The sequence below is a fragment of the Citrobacter sp. S55_ASV_140 genome (assembly GCF_018919505.1).
GTDB lineage: Bacteria > Pseudomonadota > Gammaproteobacteria > Enterobacterales > Enterobacteriaceae > Citrobacter > Citrobacter werkmanii.
Window position 1 is genome coordinate 1 of record NZ_JAHLQZ010000018.1, and the last position, 16,214, is coordinate 16,214.

Sequence of the window (16,214 nt, forward strand, 5' to 3'; positions counted from 1 at the left end):
TGGCTATCAACTGGTACTACAAACACCAGTCTTTCAAATTGTTACGTGGCGGCAAAATTTCGCGGGGGGAATATGAATCCTTCAATCGTTAAGCGCTGCCTTGTCGGGGCGGTGCTGGCTATCGCCGCCACGCTGCCCGGTTTCCAGTCGCTTCATACCTCCGTCGAGGGGCTGAAACTGATTGCCGATTACGAGGGATGTCGTCTGCAGCCGTATCAGTGCAGCGCAGGTGTCTGGACTGACGGGATCGGAAATACATCCGGGGTGGTGCCGGGGAAAGCTATCACGGAACGGCAGGCGGCGCAGGGGTTAATAAACAATGTACTACTGACTGAAAAAAGGCTGGATGACTGCCTGACGGTTAAGCCCCCGCAGCATGTCTACGATGCGCTGGTGAGTATTGGTTTCAATGTGGGGACTGGCGCGATCTGCAGGTCAACCATGGTGTCATATATCAATCGCCAGCAGTGGTGGCAGGCATGCAACCAGCTACCGCGCTGGATTTACGTTAACGGTGTGAAAAATAAAGGTCTGGAGAACCGCCGCGCGCGGGAAATGGCTTGGTGCTTAAAAGGAACTGGGGTATGACGCGCTTGCTGGCGGTAGGGCTGGCGCTGGCTATTGCGGCGCTGGGCTGGCAGTCGTGGCGGCTTAAAAATGCCAGTCACACCATTGAGACTCAGGGCACCGCGCTGAAAAGCAAAACGCAGGAACTGATGAAGAAAAACAGTCAGTTGATCGGCCTGTCCATTCTGACCGAAACCAACAGCCGGGAGCAGACGCGGCTTTATGCTGCAGCGGAGCAGACCACCGCACTGCTGCGAAGCCGCCAGCGCCGGATCGAGGAACTGAAACGTGAAAACGAGGATTTGCGCCGCTGGGCTGACGCTCCTTTGCCTGCTGACATTATCAGGCTGCGGGAGCGTCCGGCCTTCGTCGGAGGTGCAGCTTACCGTGAGTGGCTGTCCCAGAGTGACGCAGTGCCGCCTGGAAAGGTCAGCGCCGCGCAGTAACGGTGATCTGAATGCGGCACTGGATGAAACCGAGGCCGCCTGGGCGGTCTGTGCCGACAAAGTCGACACGATAGTTGCGTGTCAGGAGCGAAACAGTGAACAAACCGCAGTCCCTGCGCAGCGCCCTGAATAAAGCGGTGGCGTATGTCCGCAACAACCCGGATAAGCTGCACCTTTTCGTTGATAACGGCTCACTGGTGGCAACCGGTGCCAGCTCTATGTCATGGGAATACCGCTACACCCTGAACGTGGTGATCGAGGATTTCAGCGGCGACCAGAATCTGCTGATGGCTCCTGTGTTGCTGTGGCTTAGAGAAAACCAGCCGGACGCCATCAACAACCCGGAGCTGTGCGAAAAACTGTTCACCTTTGAAGTGGATATTCTGCGCAATGATGTATGCGATATCAGTCTGAATCTGCAACTGACGGAGCGTGTACTAGTCAGCACTGACGGTAATGTGTCGAGCGTTGAAGCGGTGCCGGAGCCTGACGGATTCGAGGAAATGTGGACGGTGAAACGTGGATGAACTGCAGAGGGTGGATGACTGGCTGACGGCATTGCTGGCAAATCTGGAGCCTGCAGCCCGCAGCCGTATGATGCGACAACTGGCGCAACAGCTGCGCCGGACGCAGCAGCAAAACATCAGGCTGCAGCGTAATCCTGACGGCAGCGGCTATGAGCCGCGCCGGGTGACTGCCCGCAGCAAGAAGGGACGCATCAAACGCCAGATGTTTGCAAAGCTTCGCACAACAAAATACCTGAAAACTGCAGCCAGTGCCGACTCTGCCAGCGTGCAGTTTGAGGGCAAGGTGCAGCGTATTGCCCGTGTTCACCACTACGGCCTGCGTGACCGCGTCAGCCGTAAAGGCCCGGAGGCCCGCTATGCTGAGCGTCGCCTGCTGGGTGTAAATGATGAGGTGGAAACCGTTACCCGTGACACTCTGTTTCGTTGGTTATTAGAGTGATTTTGTTGGCACCATCTTCTGGACTCTAACTCATTCCTCTCTCTTGGTGATGCTCACCCACTGAAGTGATCTTGGAATTAAACACCACTGTTTATCAATTGATTAGTTGATTTTTTGTGAGGTAGGTGGAGCTTTAGGAATAACAAATCCATCATAGTTCTACAAAAGTTATGATAAAGTATTCCTAAACTAGAACTCAATGAAGAATTGTAATGCAAAATTTTATTCAAATACTTCAAGTTTTACTTACATGGCCAACTGCTTTTATTTTTGGTATTTGTGTTTTATATAAGCCCATAAATTTGTTACTGAATCGTTTAGTGGAAAGCAATACAGCGAAAGCTAAGTTAGGGTTTATAGAATTGGAGTTGGGCGAATTTACAAGGAAAGGGAAAATTGCTGTCGATCATTTTAATGAGTTATCGATCGTGCTGGCAAAGACAAGACTGCTTGAATTAGAAGTTACAAAGGAAAACTTTGCTCATGCGTTTACTGCTAATCAACAAGTAAAGCTTAATGGTTTAATGATTGAGTTGCAGAAAATAATGTCGAGTTTAGAGGATGGGAAGGATGAAATTATACCTTCTAAAAAATAAAATCGTAATATCATTTTCATCTGTTATTCCGTTGGCGATAAAAGTGTATGTCAGAGATGGTCAGATTTTATCAGATATACATCATGAGTCTAACGTACAGAGAGGTGAAATAGATTGTGGTATTCCGTTATTCAATGTTGAGGTTGTTGGTAAGGATTGTGTTGAGCACTTAATTAATATGCTTAATGTTGAGATTGATTCTAATATTGAGAGGATATTGTGCTATAACGATGCTCAAATTGAGTTATTTAATGCTATAAATACGAGCAAGTCACTTTCTGAGTTATATTTTGATTGCTCAAGCTTGGCCTGGGGAATTGTTCTTGATAATTATTATGGTCATAACGCTCATACTGTGGAATATTTATCAAGAATGAAAAGGAAAATTTTGCTTTCTATTGTCGCTGGCACGCCTCCTCAGGAAAGACTGGTAACGTTATTAAAAAAAACAATGTTGTTGCATGGTCGAAAGTATGAGTTTAGTTTGCTCTCGAAAATTCTAAGAGATGAAGAGGTTATTGAGGATTATAGACATAGTAAGACCGTTGCTATTCAAGAGCTTTATATGGCGAGTAGATATAAGTTATTCTCGGGTTCTGTTTTACTTAACCATCTTTGTCAGTCTAAAAAGGATTTTTTTAGAGAATATAAAGTTGGTGTGGCCTATCTGGAAAGATTGGTTCGAGATAGTATAAGAATTGGGGAGAATATAGGTATAAAAAAATCCCACGATATTGTATTGAGTTGTTCGAATGTAGAGCAGGTACAACAACTTCATGATAGATGGACTCAGAAGTTACGATATACTACGAAATATATAAAAGATGATATTTGGTTTGAGGAACCAAGTATAAGTGTATGGGATGGTATAGAGTTTATCGCTTCAGTTAATGGACTTATTAGGGAAGGGAAAGAAATGGAACACTGTCTTGCTTCTTATAAAATGAAGGCTTTGAATGGAGAAAGTTATATATATAAATATTCAAGCGCTGGGCGTAATAGACTCACCATAGAGCTTGGTCTTTCAAATGGTATCTATATACTAAAACAAGCTAAAGGATATAGAAATTCTGAACCGGGTAATGTTGAGATTAATTACATACATAGTTGGTTGAATAATGAAAATAAAGACCTTAAAGCACGTGTAAAAGAGTATGAACAACATTTTTTGAAAACATTAAGTGCCTAAAACAATTTTGTGTCATGGATGACACAACCCTGAAATTTTTCTTCCAATCCCAAATGCGTTCAACATATTCGTATGAACGTACAACTTACCGAAATCATGCGTCTTATCACCAATCTGATCCGCACCGGCATTGTGACCGAAGTGGACCGGAAGAAATGGCTGTGCCGGGTGAAAGTGGGCGAGCTTGAAACCAACTGGATTAACTGGCTGACGCTGCGCGCCGGTGGTGCCCGTACATGGTGGTGTCCGTCGCCGGATGAGCAGGTGGTGGTGCTGAGTATGGGCGGCAATCTGGAAACCGCTTTTGTGCTGCCTGCCATCTACTCCAATCAGTTTCCTCCGCCGTCGGATTCCGTGGACGGCTGCGTGACGGAGTACCCGGACGGGGGCTGGTTTGAGTATGAACCCGCCACCGGACGATGGCATGTCCGGGGTATTAAATCCATGGTGATCGAGGCGGCGGATAATATCACCCTCAAAACCAGTGAGTTTGTGGTGGAGGCAGACACCACACGCATTAACAGTGAAATGGTGATCAATGGCGGCGTCACCCAGGGAGGCGGAGCGATGAGTTCCAACGGGATTGTGGTGGATAAACACGGTCACACCGGCGTGAAGTCCGGCGGCGATACCTCAGGAGGCCCGGTATGACGTTGTATATCGGTATGAGCAGGAATGACGGACAGGCCATTGCAGATACAAACCATCTGCGCCAGTCGGTGCGGGATATTCTGCTGACGCCGCAGGGCAGTCGTCTTGCGCGTCGGGAATATGGCTCCCTGCTGTCTTCCCTGATAGACCAGCCGCAGACCCCGGCGCTGCGCCTGCAGATTATGTCTGCGGTCTATGTGGCGCTGAACCGTTGGGAGCCGCGCCTTACGCTGGATTCCATCACCATCAACGGCAATTTTGACGGCTCTATGGCGGTTGAGCTTACCGGGTACAGCAATAACGGCGCGCCAGTTTCCCTTTCCGTATCAACAGGAGCAGACAATGGCAGTCATTGATCTTTCCCAACTACCGCCGCCGCAGATTGTGGACGAGCCGGACTTTGAAGCATTGCTGGCAGAACGCAAGGCCGCCTTTGTGGCCCTCCATCCGGCTGATGAACAGGACGCCGTTATGCGCACGTTGGCGCTGGAGTCAGAACCTGTCACCAAATTGCTGCAGGAAAATACTTATCGCGAAATCCTGCTGCGCCAGCGTATTAATGAGGCTGCCCAGGCGGTCATGGTGGCCTATTCCATGGGAAATGACCTTGAACAACTGGCAGGTAATTGCAACGTGAAGCGCCTGACGGTAGTCCCTGCAGATAATGACGCGGTGCCGCCGGTCGCCGCAGTGATGGAAAGTGATGAAGCATTACGCCAGCGCATTCCTGCAGCATTTGAGGGGCTGTCCGTTGCAGGGCCAACGGGAGCCTATGAGTTCCACGCCAGAAGTGCCGACGGGCGGGTGGCTGATGCCAGCGCAACCAGTCCGGCACCGGCAGAGGTGGTGCTTACCGTGCTGAGCCGTGAGGGTGACGGTACGGCAGGGGCTGACCTGCTGGCGGTGGTTGAGCAGGCGCTTAACAGTGAAAAAGTTCGCCCGGTGGCAGACCGCCTGACGGTGCGCAGCGCTGAAATTATTCCGTACAACGTGGATGCGACGATATTCCTTTATCCGGGGCCGGAGGCTGAGCCGGTGATGGCAGAGGCAAAAGCCAGCCTGCAGAAATACATCGCCAGTCAGACACGGCTGGGACGTGATATCCGCCGCAGCGCCATTTATGCCGCGTTGCACGTGGAGGGTGTCCAGCGTGTGGAACTGGCGTCCCCTCTGGAGGATGTGGTGCTGAATAAGACGCAGGCGGCATCCTGTACCGAATGGAGCGTTACCAACGGGGGCACGGATGAATAGTCTGTTGCCGCCGGGTTCGTCGCCGCTTGAGCGCCGACTGGCGCAGACCTGCAGCGGGATTTCCGATCTGCAGGTATCGCTGCGTGATTTGTGGAATCCGGCAACCTGTCCGATCAGATTCCTGCCCTATCTGGCCTGGGCGTTTTCTGTGGACCGCTGGGATGAAAGCTGGGCAGAAAACGTCAAGCGCCGCGTTGTGCAGGACGCGTTTTATATCCATCAGCACAAGGGGACAACCAGCGCCGTGCGGCGTGTGGTGGAGCCGTTCGGCTTTCTGATCCGCATCATTGAGTGGTGGCAGACCGGCGAAACACCAGGGACGTTCCGTCTGGATATTGGCGTGCAGGACCAGGGCATAACAGAAGAAACCTATCTGGAGCTGGAGCGTCTGATCGGTGATGCCAAACCGTGCAGCCGTCATCTGGTTGGCATGTCCATCAACCTGCAGACAGGCGGCCCGTATTTTGTGGGTGCAGCCACTTATACCGGCGAAGAAATCACGATCTACCCGTATATAAACGAAACCATTATTTCCGGCGGCACCGCTTATGAGGGCGGCGCGGTCCATGTTATTGACACGATGAGAGTGAACCCATGAGCGCAAAATTTTATACCCTGCTGACGGATATCGGCGCGGCGAAACTGGCAAGCGCCGCCGCGCTCGGTGTCCCACTAAAAATTACCCATATGGCGGTGGGCAGCGGTGGCGGTGTGCTGCCCACACCCAACGCGCAACAGACCGCGTTAGTGGCTGAGGAACGCCGCGCAGCGCTGAATATGCTGTATATCGACCCACAGAACAGCAGCCAGATTATTGCTGAGCAGGTGATCCCGGAAAATGAGGGCGGGTGGTGGATTCGTGAAGTCGGCCTGTTTGATGAAACCGGCGCGCTGATTGCTGTGGGTAACTGCCCGGAGAGCTACAAGCCGAAGCTGGCGGAGGGCAGCGGACGCACGCAGACCGTGCGCATGGTACTGATTACCAGCAGCACCGATAACATCACCCTAAAAATTGACCCCGCTGTGGTTCTGGCAACCCGCAAATATGTGGATGACAAGGTGCTGGAACTTAAGGTGTATGTGGATGACCTGATGGCAAAGCATCTTGCTGCTGTTGATCCTCATTCGCAGTATGCACCAAAAGACAGTCCGACTCTGACAGGCATGCCTAAAACGCCAACGCCACCGGCAGGAAACAACAGCACCCTGATTGCCAGTACAGCCTTTGTACAGGCCGCTATTCTTGCCCTGATTGGTGGCGCACCGGCAACGCTGGATACGCTGAAAGAAATTGCAGCAGCTATCAATAATGACCCGAATTTCAGTACCACCATTAACAATGCGCTGGCACTGAAAGCACCGCTGGCAAGCCCGGCCCTGACCGGAACGCCAACGGCTCCGACTGCGGCGCAGACTGTGAACAATACGCAGATTGCCACTACCGCGTTTGTGAAATCTGCTGTTGCGGGGCTGGTTGGTTCGTCGCCGGAGGCGCTGGACACACTGAATGAACTGGCGGCTGCGCTGGGGAATGATCCAAACTTTGCGACAACAGTGATGAACGCGCTGGCGGGAAAACAACCACTCGATGCCACGCTAACGAATCTCAGCGGGAAAAGCATTTCAGGGCTTCTCGAATACCTTCAATTGGCAGAAGTGGGGAATACCAGTGGCACGCTGGCGATAATCGGGAACGTCAAAACAGATAATGATAAGTGCGCGGTCATTGTGAAAACCGGCTCTAATGCGAATGGTAAATACAGAATCTGGAGCGACGGCTCAATTGATATGTGGGGGAACGGGATTGCAAACGTGAATGGTGACGCTCTCGTTAATTATCCGATTGCTTTACCTGCTGCTGCCCAAAACGTTACGACGACACCGTTAGTATTATCGACTGGAACAAACCGACCAGCGACATCTGTCATGGTTGTCACTGACCTGACCACCGCCACGAAAGCGACATTTCTCGTTAAGCGTTCGGATGGGTCAATATCTGCTGATGGTTTTTACTGGAGTGTAAATTATGCGGCTTTTTAATCCTGAAACACTGACTGAAGTTATCCCCGGTATTCATAGCACTGAAGGGGCTGTAGAGCTACCAGATGATAACTGGTTCTTCGTGATGGATAGCATCCCTGAAGGTAAGGTACTGGCTGCTAATGAAAGGAGTGAGCCGGTTCTGGCGGACATTGTTGCGGCAGAAAAGTCAGCGTAGAAAAATTTACCAGCACCAGTAGTCTCGATACCACCAGTACTACTGGTGGTTTTTTTTGCATAATATACTGATGTGCTAAGCTAGTAATTTTACTTTTAAACTAACTATCTACCACCAAACAAAATAGCTGAAATTAAAGGATTCCGTTTTATGAGGTTTGCGATTAGTATACACAGGAGTAATATAAATAGCGAAAAAAATGTAGTAATGATTAGATTATAAACATATATATTTCCACACATGCTATTAATGTCGAACTCATCGGTTATACGGTAGATAATAAGTGTTGAAATTGCATATACAGGAAGGGTATATAGTCCAAAGAATGATGTGAGACGTGAAAAAACATTGTTTTTTGAAATTATAAAATAACATAAATATGCCATAGAGAAGCTACCAGCAAAACCAATTAGATAGCGGAATGTTATGATTTTAGTATGCTGCCAAAAGTCAACATTAAAATACGACATTGGCGTAATGTATATATAATACTGTTTGTCCCACAATAATAGCATTACCATCCATGTTCCGATGGAAAGAAAGCCCATTACATGTTTGTTTTTTAAGATGAAATCCATATGCTTACACACTAATATTCCCATCATAAAATAAGGAGCCATGAATTTTATTTTGTCCATGCTCCAGTCATCTCCACAAAAAAGAGATAAAATAAAAATAATAATGAACATGTGTGGTGCGTATTTATCTTTAATCGAATGACATGCTATATATACTATGGATAGTACAAAAAGAGATGTAAGAAACCAAAGGAAATACATTGAACCATAAAGTATATTTTTAACATCTAGATATATGGAGCCATAGAAAATATTACTGAAGTGAGTGTTGAATCCAATTAAAATTGACTCAATAACAAACCAAGATATCGCAGGAATAAGTAATTGTTTAATTTTCTTTAATGAAAGAGTAAGTCCAGAGTGCCTACTAAGTGAAAAGTGGAAAAGATATCCACTTATTATCATAAAGAATGGCATGTGAAAACTATAAATTGTTATAAAAAGTGGGTTGTCAAAAAAAGAAATACCATCTTTTTTGATGTATTGGATTGAATGCCCCCATACAACAAATATGATTGCCAGGCCTTTCATAGAGTCTAAAAAAACGTTTCTAGTATTGTTTAATAATAAAGATTTGGTTGATTTAATCGTCATTTTTTTTGCCAAATTCATGTCAATAGTGTGCAGTCAGTCGCATTGTAGATGATGATGTGTCTAGAAGACAGAAAGCTCGCATTGGTTTATGTAAGTGTTGGAAAAGGTGAGTCGGTACTGGTGGACATTGACACCTCGGAAAATCCAGCTGGTATAGGAACCTTTCAAAGAATTTAAATGCGCTGCGAACCATCATTTTTCGCCAATATCAATTGTACTATTCACCATACATAGCCAGCAGCGTGCGCCGCGCGCATATCAACCAGAACATAGGCAGACACCCTGTAAACCGGAGAGACTGCCTTATGGCTCAGGATTACCACCACGGGGTGCGCGTTGTTGAAATCAACGACGGCACCCGTTCCCTCACCACGGTAAGCACCGCTATCGTGGGTATGGTCTGCACCGGCGATGATGCTGATGCGTCCGTTTTCCCTCTCAATAAGCCGGTTCTGCTGACAGATGTGCTGGAGGCCAGCGGTAAAGCAGGCGAGTCCGGCACGCTGGCCCGTTCACTGGATGCGATTGCCGACCAGTCAAAACCCGTGACGGTTGTTGTGCGCGTTGCGCAGGGCGAAACCGAAGCGGAAACCACCTCCAATATTATCGGTGGCGTCACGTCCGACGGTAAAAAAACGGGGATGAAAGCGCTGCTTTCTGCGCAGTCGCAACTGAAAGTTAAGCCGCGCATTCTCGGTGCGCCTGGGCACGACACGCAGGCGGTTGCCACTGAGCTGATGAGTGTTGCGCAGAGCCTGCGCGGGTTTGCCTACTTGTCCGCCTATGGCTGTAAGACGGTGGAGGAAGCCATTGCTTACCGGGATAATTTCAGCCAGCGCGAGGGGATGCTGATCTGGCCTGATTTCATCAACTTTGACACCGTGCTAAAAGCCGATGCGACGGCTTACGCCTCCGCACGTGCGCTCGGTCTGCGCGCCAAAATCGACGAACAGACTGGCTGGCACAAAACCCTGTCCAACGTGGGTGTGAATGGCGTCACCGGTATTTCCGCTGATGTATTCTGGGATCTGCAGGACCCGGCAACGGATGCGGGACTGCTGAACCAGAACGACGTCACCACGCTGATCTGTAAAGACGGGTTCCGTTTCTGGGGTTCCCGCTGCCTCAGTGACGATCCCTTGTTTGCGTTTGAGAACTACACCCGCACGGCGCAGGTACTGGCTGACACGATTGCAGAGGGGCATATGTGGGCGGTGGATAAGCCACTAAATCCGTCACTGGCCCGCGACATTATCGAAGGTATCCGCGCCAAATTACGCAGCCTGGTGAATCAGGGATACCTCATCGGGGCGGACTGCTGGCTGGATGAGTCAGTGAACGATAAAGACTCCCTGAAAGCCGGGAAACTCACCATCGACTACGACTACACGCCTGTGCCGCCGCTTGAAAATCTGATGCTGCGCCAGCGCATCACCGATCGCTACCTGGTCGATTTTGCCAGCCGTGTCAGTGCATAAGGGGGATACATGGCATTACCACGCAAGTTAAAACACCTGAACCTGTTCAACGACGGGAACAACTGGCAGGGGATCGTTGAGTCCCTGACTCTGCCGAAATTCACCCGCAAGTTTGAGAAGTATCGCGGCGGCGGTATGCCGGGCGCGGTGGATGTGGATATGGGGCTGGATGACGGCGCACTGGATACGGAATTTTCAATCGGCGGCACCGAACTGTTGTTATTCAAGCAGATGGGCAAGGCAACCGTTGACGGCATCCAGCTGCGTTTCACCGGCTCTATTCAGCGTGACGATACCGGCGAAGTGCAGGCCATTGAGCTGGTTGTGCGCGGGCGTCATAAAGAAGTGGATTCCGGCGAGTGGAAAACCGGCGAGAGCAGCACCACCAAAGTCAGCAGCACCAACAGCTACGCGAAGCTGACCATTAACGGCGAAGTGCTCTATGAGGTTGATGTGGTCAACATGATTGAAATCGTTGACGGCGTGGACCTGATGGAAGCACACCGTAACGCCCTTGGCCTCTGATTTAACTTAACGGCGCGGTGATCCGCGCCAGTATCTGATGAACAGGAAACGAACATGAGCGACAAGCTGACTGAAAAAACCGTACAACTGGATACGCCCATCATGCGCGGTAAAACCCAAATCACCGAAATTGTGCTGCGTAAGCCGCAGTCCGGTGCGCTGCGCGGCACCCGCCTGCAGGCCATTATGGATATGGACGTGGGGGCCATGATGACAGTGATCCCGCGAATTTCCACCCCAACGCTGACCGCACAGGAAATGGCTGAACTGGACCCCGCCGATCTCACCGCGCTGTCGGTCGAGGTGGTGACTTTTTTGTTGAAGAAGTCGGTGCTTGCCGGTTTACCGACACCCTGACGATTGATGACCTGGTGGCGGATATCGCCACCATCTTTCACTGGTCGCCGTCCATCACTGACGTTATGCCGCTGACAGAGGTGCTGGAGTGGCGGCACAAAGCGATTCAGAGAAGCGGGGCCAGCGATGAGTGACAATAACCTGCGTCTGCAGGTGATTCTGAATGCGGTTGACAAGCTCACCCGCCCATTTCGATCCGCGCAGGCCAGCTCAAAAGAGCTGGCTGCAGCTATTCAGCAAAGCCGCGCCCGGCTGAAAGAGTTAGATTCTCAGGCGGGCAGAATTGATGGCTTCCGTAAGGCCAGCGCGCAGCTGGCAGTCACAGGTAACAGCCTTAAAGCCGCCCGCGAAGAAGCGGCAAAACTCGCCACGCAGTTTACTGCGACCAACCGCCCGACGGCAGCGCAGGCCAGACTGCTTGAGCAGGTTAAAAATCGCGTCACCGATTTACAGGGAAAATATAACGGGCTGCGTCAGTCAGTGCAGCGTCAGCGCCTTGCGCTGAATGAGGCAGGGCTTGATACAAAGAAACTGAGCAGCGCACAGCGTGAGCTACGGCAGAACGCCGATGAAACCCGACTGGCACTGGAGCGACAGCAAAAATCCCTGAAACGCCTGGGTGAACAGCAGGCGAGAATGAATGCGGTTCGTGATCAGTATTCGCGCCGTCTTGAGGTTCGGGATCGCATAGCCGGAGCTGGAGCCACCACCACAGCTGCCGGGCTGGCAATGGGTGCGCCGGTTATGGCTGCAGTGAAAAGCTACGCCAGCATGGAAGATGCCATGAAAGGCGTGGCAAAGCAGGTAAACGGGCTGCGGGACGATAACGGCAACCGTACAAAACAGTTTTATGACATGCAGGATGCCATTAAGGCTGCCAGTGAGCTGCTGCCGATGGAGAATGGCGCTATAGACTATGCCGCGCTGGTTGAAGGCGGCGCGCGCATGGGCGTGACCAGCCAGGATGATCCTTACGAAGACCAGAAACGTGACCTGCTGGCCTTTGCTTCCACGGCGGCAAAAGCTGCAACGGCCTTTGAGCTGCCCGCCGATGAGCTGGCGGAAGGGCTGGGGAAAATCGCGCAGCTCTATAAAGTTCCGACGCGCAATATTGAACAACTGGGCGATGCGCTGAACTACCTGGACGATAACGCCATGTCAAAGGGTGGGGACATTATCAACGTCCTGCAGCGTATGGGGGGCGTGGCTGACCGCCTTGACTTCCGAAAGGCTGCTGCGCTGGGTTCAACATTCCTTTCTCTTGGGGCTGCCCCGGAAATTGCCGCCAGCGCCTCTAATGCCATGGTGCGTGAACTGTCCATTGCCACCATGCAAAGTAAGCGCTTCTTTGAAGGTATGAACCTGCTGAAACTCAATCCTGCGGAGATTGAAAAGCAGATGACCACCGATGCCATGGGCACCATTCAGCGGGTTCTGGAGAAGGTCAACAATCTGCCGCAGGATAAACGCCTGTCAGCCATGACAATGATTTTTGGTAAAGAGTTTGGCGATGATGCGGCAAAGCTGGCTAACAACCTGCCGGAGCTGCAGCGTCAGCTGAAACTCACATCAGGCAGTGGTGCTAATGGCTCCATGCAGAAAGAATCCGACATTAACAAGGATTCATTGTCTGCGCAGTGGTTGCTGGTTAAGACGGGGGCGCAGAACGCTTTCAGCAGTCTGGGGGAAACGTTGCGCCAGCCGCTGATGGATATTATGGGCATGGTTAAGGGCGTGACCGGGGCGCTGCGTCGCTGGGTGGAGCAGAATCCTGTGCTGGCTGGCACACTGATGAAAGTGGCGGCGGCTACGGCGGCTGTCACTGTCGGGCTGGGTACACTTGCCGTGGCAGTGGCTGCTGTGCTGGGGCCGATTGCAGTGATTCGGTTTGGCTTGTCTGTGCTGGGTGTAAAAACATTACCTTCCGTTGCTGTAGCGGTAACACGTACTGGCGGTGCCCTGTCATGGCTGGCAGGTGCGCCACTTTCCCTGTTGCGTCGGGGTATGGCGTCATCCGGTGGCAGTGTCGGGTTATTGAGTGCCCCGCTTAATTCCCTGCATCGCTCAGCCGGAATAGCGGGTAATGCACTGAAAACGGTGGCAGGTGCGCCGCTTGCCGTGTTCCGTGCCGGTATGTCAGGCATCCGTAATATTATCGGTATGGTGATGAACCCGCTGGCGGCGTTGCGGGGTGGGCTGACAGCTACCGGTGGCGTATTGCGTTTTCTTGTTTCTGGTCCGCTGGCATTACTTCGCGGCGCGCTGTTTGGTATTTCCGGCATGCTGGGTGCGCTGCTCAGTCCGATAGGGCTGGTTGTGGCTGCGCTGGCTGGTGTGGCGCTGGTTGTGTGGAAATACTGGCAGCCCATCAGTGCATTTCTGGGGGGCGTGGTGGAAGGGTTCAAAGCCGCTGCTGCGCCCATCAGCGCTGCCTTTGAGCCGCTCAGGCCCATGTTCCAGTGGATTGGTGACAGGGTGCAGGCCTTGTGGGGCTGGTTCAGTGATTTACTTTCGCCGGTTAAATCCACTTCCGAAGAACTGAACAGCGCAGCTGCAATGGGGCGACGGTTTGGTGAGGCGATGGCGGAAGGTCTGAATAGGGTGATGCACCCGCTGGAGTCTCTTAAATCCGGTGTGTCATGGCTACTGGAAAAGCTCGGTATTGTCAGTAAGGAGGCGGCAAAGGCGAAACTGCCTGCGCAGGTCACGCAGCAGCAATCCGCCACAGTGAACAGTGACGGCAAAGTGGTGTTGCCGCCAGGCGGGTTCCCGGCTTACGCAGGGATGTACGACACGGGCGGGATCATTCCACGCGGGCAGTTTGGCATTGTTGGAGAAAATGGCCCTGAAATTGTGAACGGACCGGCAAATGTCACCAGCAGGCGGCGTACTGCTGCGCTGGCCTCTGTCGTTGCTGGCGTGATGGGGGTAGCTGCGACACCTGCAGAAGTGGCTCCGCTTCATCCGTTCAGTCTGCCTGCGAGGGCATACCAGACGCAGCCAGTGAAGACTGACAGCCCGCCGTCAGTTATTCGTTATGAGATAAATGCGCCCATTCATATCGTCGCGCAGCCGGGACAGAGTGCGCAGGATATTGCCCGTGAAGTGGCACGCCAGCTTGACGAGCGGGAACGCAGGGCCAGGGCAAAAGCGCGCAGCAATTTCAGCGATCAGGGGGGGTATGAATCATGATGATGGTGCTGGGTTTGTATGTATTTATGTTGCGCACTGTCCCTTATCAGGAGCTGCAGTATCAGCGCAGCTGGCGACATGCAGCCAACAGCCGGGTGAACCGCCGCCCGTCAACGCAGTTTCTTGGCCCGGATAATGATTCACTGACACTGTCCGGGGTTCTGCTGCCGGAAGTGACTGGAGGCAGGCTGTCATTACTGGCGCTGGAGTTGATGGCAGAGCAGGGTAAAGCCTGGCCTTTGATTGAAGGCAGCGGAACCATTTACGGCATGTTTGTTATTGAGAGTCTGAGCCAGACAAAGACGGAGTTTTTTGCCAGCGGTATGCCCAGGCGCATTGAGTTTACGATCACCCTTAAACGGGTCGATGAATCGCTGTCTGACATGTTCGGGAGCCTGACTGACCAGCTCAGCAACCTGCAGGACTCTGCTGCCTCTGCGATTGGGGGGATTAAGAACACGGTAGGAGGATTGCTGCAGTGAACGTTAATTCTGATCTTCTGAATCTGAACAGCAAAAGCCCGGCTTTCAGTATCGTCATTGAAGGTAAGGACGTGACGACCGTGCTGGATACCCGCCTGATGAGTCTGACGCTGACGGATAACCGGGGCTTTGAAGCGGACCAGCTTGATCTGGAGCTGGACGACGCCGACGGGCTGATCGCCCTGCCGCGACGTGGGGCAGTGATTCAGCTGGCGCTGGGCTGGAAAGGCCAGCCGCTTTTCCCTAAAGGGGCTTTTACTGTGGATGAAATTGAACACAGCGGTGCCCCTGACCGGCTGACCATCCGGGCGCGAAGCGCAGATTTCCGTGAAACCCTCAATACACGGCGCGAAAAATCATGGCATCAGACAACGGTGGGGGAGGTGGTAAAGGAAATAGCCGCCCGGCATAAGCTCAAAGTGGCGCTGGGTAAAGACCTGACGGATAAGGCGCTGGATCATCTGGACCAGACCAATGAAAGCGATGCAAGTTTTCTGATGAAACTGGCGAGACAGTATGGGGCGATTGCTTCCGTTAAGGACGGGAATCTGCTGTTTATCCGGCAGGGACAGGGAAGAACGGCGAGCGGCAAGCCGCTGCCGGTTATCACCATCACGCGCAAAGCCGGTGACGGTCATCGGTTCACCCTTGCTGATCGTGGTGCCTATACCGGTGTTATTGCCAGCTGGTTGCATACGCGTGAACCCGGGAAAAAAGAGACAACCAGTGTTAAGCGTCGTCGAAAGAAAACCACCACACCCAAAGAGCCGGAAGCAAAACAGGGCGATTATCTGGTGGGAACGGATGAAAACGTGCTGGTTCTTAATCGTACCTACGCCAACCGGAGCAATGCAGAGCGCGCAGCAAAAATGCAGTGGGAACGTCTGCAGCGTGGGGTTGCTTCATTTTCCCTGCAGCTGGCTGAGGGACGGGCTGATCTCTATACGGAAATGCCGGTGAAGGTGACGGGGTTTAAGCAGCCGATCGATGATGCCGAATGGACCATTACCACCCTGACGCATTCTGTCAGCCCGGATAATGGATTTACGACCAGCATGGAGCTTGAAGTGAAAATAGATGAGTTCGCAATGGAATGATTAGTTCCAAATTGCGAACAATGGTGT

Annotated in this window: 20 protein-coding genes and 1 pseudogene; all 21 read left to right on the forward strand. The window is 51.8% G+C overall.

Annotated features, from left to right (window positions below):
- Positions 1–92 (forward strand): annotated as a pseudogene (locus tag KQJ18_RS24615) (hypothetical protein); the annotation flags it as partial.
- Entirely contained in the window at positions 73–588 is a 516-nt protein-coding gene (locus KQJ18_RS05045; protein WP_216421579.1) for a lysozyme, read from the forward strand. The pseudogene KQJ18_RS24615 and the gene KQJ18_RS05045, both read left to right, overlap by 20 nt.
- Entirely contained in the window at positions 585–1,013 is a 429-nt protein-coding gene (gene lysB, locus KQJ18_RS24620) for an Rz-like lysis system protein LysB (protein WP_253297453.1), read from the forward strand. Before KQJ18_RS05045 ends, lysB begins: the two co-directional genes overlap by 4 nt.
- Positions 898–1,146, forward strand: coding sequence for an Rz1-like lysis system protein LysC (gene lysC, locus KQJ18_RS05050; protein WP_253297454.1), 249 nt, complete (start codon positions 898–900; stop codon positions 1,144–1,146). Before lysB ends, lysC begins: the two co-directional genes overlap by 116 nt.
- Positions 1,109–1,540 (forward strand): phage tail protein, encoded by a 432-nt coding sequence (locus tag KQJ18_RS05055; protein ID WP_216421583.1) that lies wholly within the window; start codon positions 1,109–1,111, stop codon positions 1,538–1,540. Before lysC ends, KQJ18_RS05055 begins: the two co-directional genes overlap by 38 nt.
- The gene (locus tag KQJ18_RS05060) at positions 1,533–1,979 is read left to right on the forward strand and encodes a phage virion morphogenesis protein (RefSeq protein WP_216421585.1); all 447 of its coding nucleotides are present in this window, start codon (positions 1,533–1,535) and stop codon (positions 1,977–1,979) included. Before KQJ18_RS05055 ends, KQJ18_RS05060 begins: the two co-directional genes overlap by 8 nt.
- A gap of 212 nt (positions 1,980–2,191) precedes the next feature.
- Positions 2,192–2,575, forward strand: coding sequence for a hypothetical protein (locus KQJ18_RS05065; protein ID WP_216421587.1), 384 nt, complete (start codon positions 2,192–2,194; stop codon positions 2,573–2,575).
- The gene (locus KQJ18_RS05070) at positions 2,550–3,764 is read left to right on the forward strand and encodes a PcfJ domain-containing protein (RefSeq protein WP_216421588.1); all 1,215 of its coding nucleotides are present in this window, start codon (positions 2,550–2,552) and stop codon (positions 3,762–3,764) included. The genes KQJ18_RS05065 and KQJ18_RS05070 overlap by 26 nt, the downstream gene beginning before the upstream one ends.
- 72 nt (positions 3,765–3,836) lie before the next feature.
- Positions 3,837–4,415 carry a phage baseplate assembly protein V gene (locus KQJ18_RS05075; protein WP_216421589.1) on the forward strand — a complete coding sequence of 193 codons (579 nt, stop codon included), beginning with the start codon at positions 3,837–3,839 and terminating at the stop codon, positions 4,413–4,415.
- Positions 4,412–4,771 carry a GPW/gp25 family protein gene (locus tag KQJ18_RS05080; RefSeq protein ID WP_216421590.1) on the forward strand — a complete coding sequence of 120 codons (360 nt, stop codon included), beginning with the start codon at positions 4,412–4,414 and terminating at the stop codon, positions 4,769–4,771. The genes KQJ18_RS05075 and KQJ18_RS05080 overlap by 4 nt, the downstream gene beginning before the upstream one ends.
- Positions 4,758–5,666, forward strand: a complete 909-nt coding sequence (locus KQJ18_RS05085; protein ID WP_216421592.1) for a baseplate assembly protein — start codon at positions 4,758–4,760, stop codon at positions 5,664–5,666. Before KQJ18_RS05080 ends, KQJ18_RS05085 begins: the two co-directional genes overlap by 14 nt.
- Positions 5,659–6,264 (forward strand): phage tail protein I, encoded by a 606-nt coding sequence (locus tag KQJ18_RS05090; protein WP_216421593.1) that lies wholly within the window; start codon positions 5,659–5,661, stop codon positions 6,262–6,264. Before KQJ18_RS05085 ends, KQJ18_RS05090 begins: the two co-directional genes overlap by 8 nt.
- On the forward strand, positions 6,261–7,706 hold the full coding sequence (locus KQJ18_RS05095; protein ID WP_253297452.1) for a phage tail protein: 1,446 nt from the start codon (positions 6,261–6,263) through the stop codon (positions 7,704–7,706). The genes KQJ18_RS05090 and KQJ18_RS05095 overlap by 4 nt, the downstream gene beginning before the upstream one ends.
- The gene (locus KQJ18_RS05100; RefSeq protein ID WP_216421594.1) at positions 7,693–7,884 is read left to right on the forward strand and encodes a hypothetical protein; all 192 of its coding nucleotides are present in this window, start codon (positions 7,693–7,695) and stop codon (positions 7,882–7,884) included. The genes KQJ18_RS05095 and KQJ18_RS05100 overlap by 14 nt, the downstream gene beginning before the upstream one ends.
- Positions 7,885–9,361: 1,477 nt before the next feature.
- The gene (locus KQJ18_RS05110) at positions 9,362–10,534 is read left to right on the forward strand and encodes a phage tail sheath protein (RefSeq protein ID WP_216421596.1); all 1,173 of its coding nucleotides are present in this window, start codon (positions 9,362–9,364) and stop codon (positions 10,532–10,534) included.
- A 9-nt stretch (positions 10,535–10,543) separates the two neighbouring features.
- Positions 10,544–11,059, forward strand: a complete 516-nt coding sequence (locus KQJ18_RS05115) for a phage major tail tube protein (protein WP_137366269.1) — start codon at positions 10,544–10,546, stop codon at positions 11,057–11,059.
- A gap of 54 nt (positions 11,060–11,113) precedes the next feature.
- Complete coding sequence (locus tag KQJ18_RS05120; RefSeq protein ID WP_216421597.1) at positions 11,114–11,416, forward strand: phage tail assembly protein; 303 nt, start codon at positions 11,114–11,116, stop codon at positions 11,414–11,416.
- Between the two features lie 14 nt (positions 11,417–11,430).
- Positions 11,431–11,550 (forward strand): GpE family phage tail protein, encoded by a 120-nt coding sequence (locus KQJ18_RS05125; protein WP_001397628.1) that lies wholly within the window; start codon positions 11,431–11,433, stop codon positions 11,548–11,550.
- Positions 11,543–14,608, forward strand: coding sequence for a phage tail tape measure protein (locus KQJ18_RS05130; protein ID WP_216421599.1), 3,066 nt, complete (start codon positions 11,543–11,545; stop codon positions 14,606–14,608). Before KQJ18_RS05125 ends, KQJ18_RS05130 begins: the two co-directional genes overlap by 8 nt.
- Complete coding sequence (locus KQJ18_RS05135; RefSeq protein ID WP_216421602.1) at positions 14,605–15,090, forward strand: phage tail protein; 486 nt, start codon at positions 14,605–14,607, stop codon at positions 15,088–15,090. Before KQJ18_RS05130 ends, KQJ18_RS05135 begins: the two co-directional genes overlap by 4 nt.
- The gene (locus KQJ18_RS05140; RefSeq protein WP_216421604.1) at positions 15,087–16,187 is read left to right on the forward strand and encodes a phage late control D family protein; all 1,101 of its coding nucleotides are present in this window, start codon (positions 15,087–15,089) and stop codon (positions 16,185–16,187) included. Before KQJ18_RS05135 ends, KQJ18_RS05140 begins: the two co-directional genes overlap by 4 nt.
- The last annotated feature ends 27 nt before the right edge of the window (positions 16,188–16,214 follow it).

Coding starts and splice junctions, on each gene's coding strand:
- KQJ18_RS05115 (WP_137366269.1), top strand. CDS start 10,544: ATGGCATTACCACGCAAGTTAAAACACCTGAACCTGTTCAACGACGGG.
- lysB (WP_253297453.1), top strand. CDS start 585: ATGACGCGCTTGCTGGCGGTAGGGCTGGCGCTGGCTATTGCGGCGCTG.
- KQJ18_RS05130 (WP_216421599.1), top strand. CDS start 11,543: ATGAGTGACAATAACCTGCGTCTGCAGGTGATTCTGAATGCGGTTGAC.
- KQJ18_RS05100 (WP_216421594.1), top strand. CDS start 7,693: ATGCGGCTTTTTAATCCTGAAACACTGACTGAAGTTATCCCCGGTATT.
- KQJ18_RS05110 (WP_216421596.1), top strand. CDS start 9,362: ATGGCTCAGGATTACCACCACGGGGTGCGCGTTGTTGAAATCAACGAC.
- KQJ18_RS05090 (WP_216421593.1), top strand. CDS start 5,659: ATGAATAGTCTGTTGCCGCCGGGTTCGTCGCCGCTTGAGCGCCGACTG.
- KQJ18_RS05095 (WP_253297452.1), top strand. CDS start 6,261: ATGAGCGCAAAATTTTATACCCTGCTGACGGATATCGGCGCGGCGAAA.
- KQJ18_RS05065 (WP_216421587.1), top strand. CDS start 2,192: ATGCAAAATTTTATTCAAATACTTCAAGTTTTACTTACATGGCCAACT.
- KQJ18_RS05120 (WP_216421597.1), top strand. CDS start 11,114: ATGAGCGACAAGCTGACTGAAAAAACCGTACAACTGGATACGCCCATC.
- KQJ18_RS05135 (WP_216421602.1), top strand. CDS start 14,605: ATGATGATGGTGCTGGGTTTGTATGTATTTATGTTGCGCACTGTCCCT.
- KQJ18_RS05045 (WP_216421579.1), top strand. CDS start 73: ATGAATCCTTCAATCGTTAAGCGCTGCCTTGTCGGGGCGGTGCTGGCT.
- KQJ18_RS05070 (WP_216421588.1), top strand. CDS start 2,550: ATGAAATTATACCTTCTAAAAAATAAAATCGTAATATCATTTTCATCT.
- KQJ18_RS05075 (WP_216421589.1), top strand. CDS start 3,837: ATGAACGTACAACTTACCGAAATCATGCGTCTTATCACCAATCTGATC.
- KQJ18_RS05085 (WP_216421592.1), top strand. CDS start 4,758: ATGGCAGTCATTGATCTTTCCCAACTACCGCCGCCGCAGATTGTGGAC.
- KQJ18_RS05080 (WP_216421590.1), top strand. CDS start 4,412: ATGACGTTGTATATCGGTATGAGCAGGAATGACGGACAGGCCATTGCA.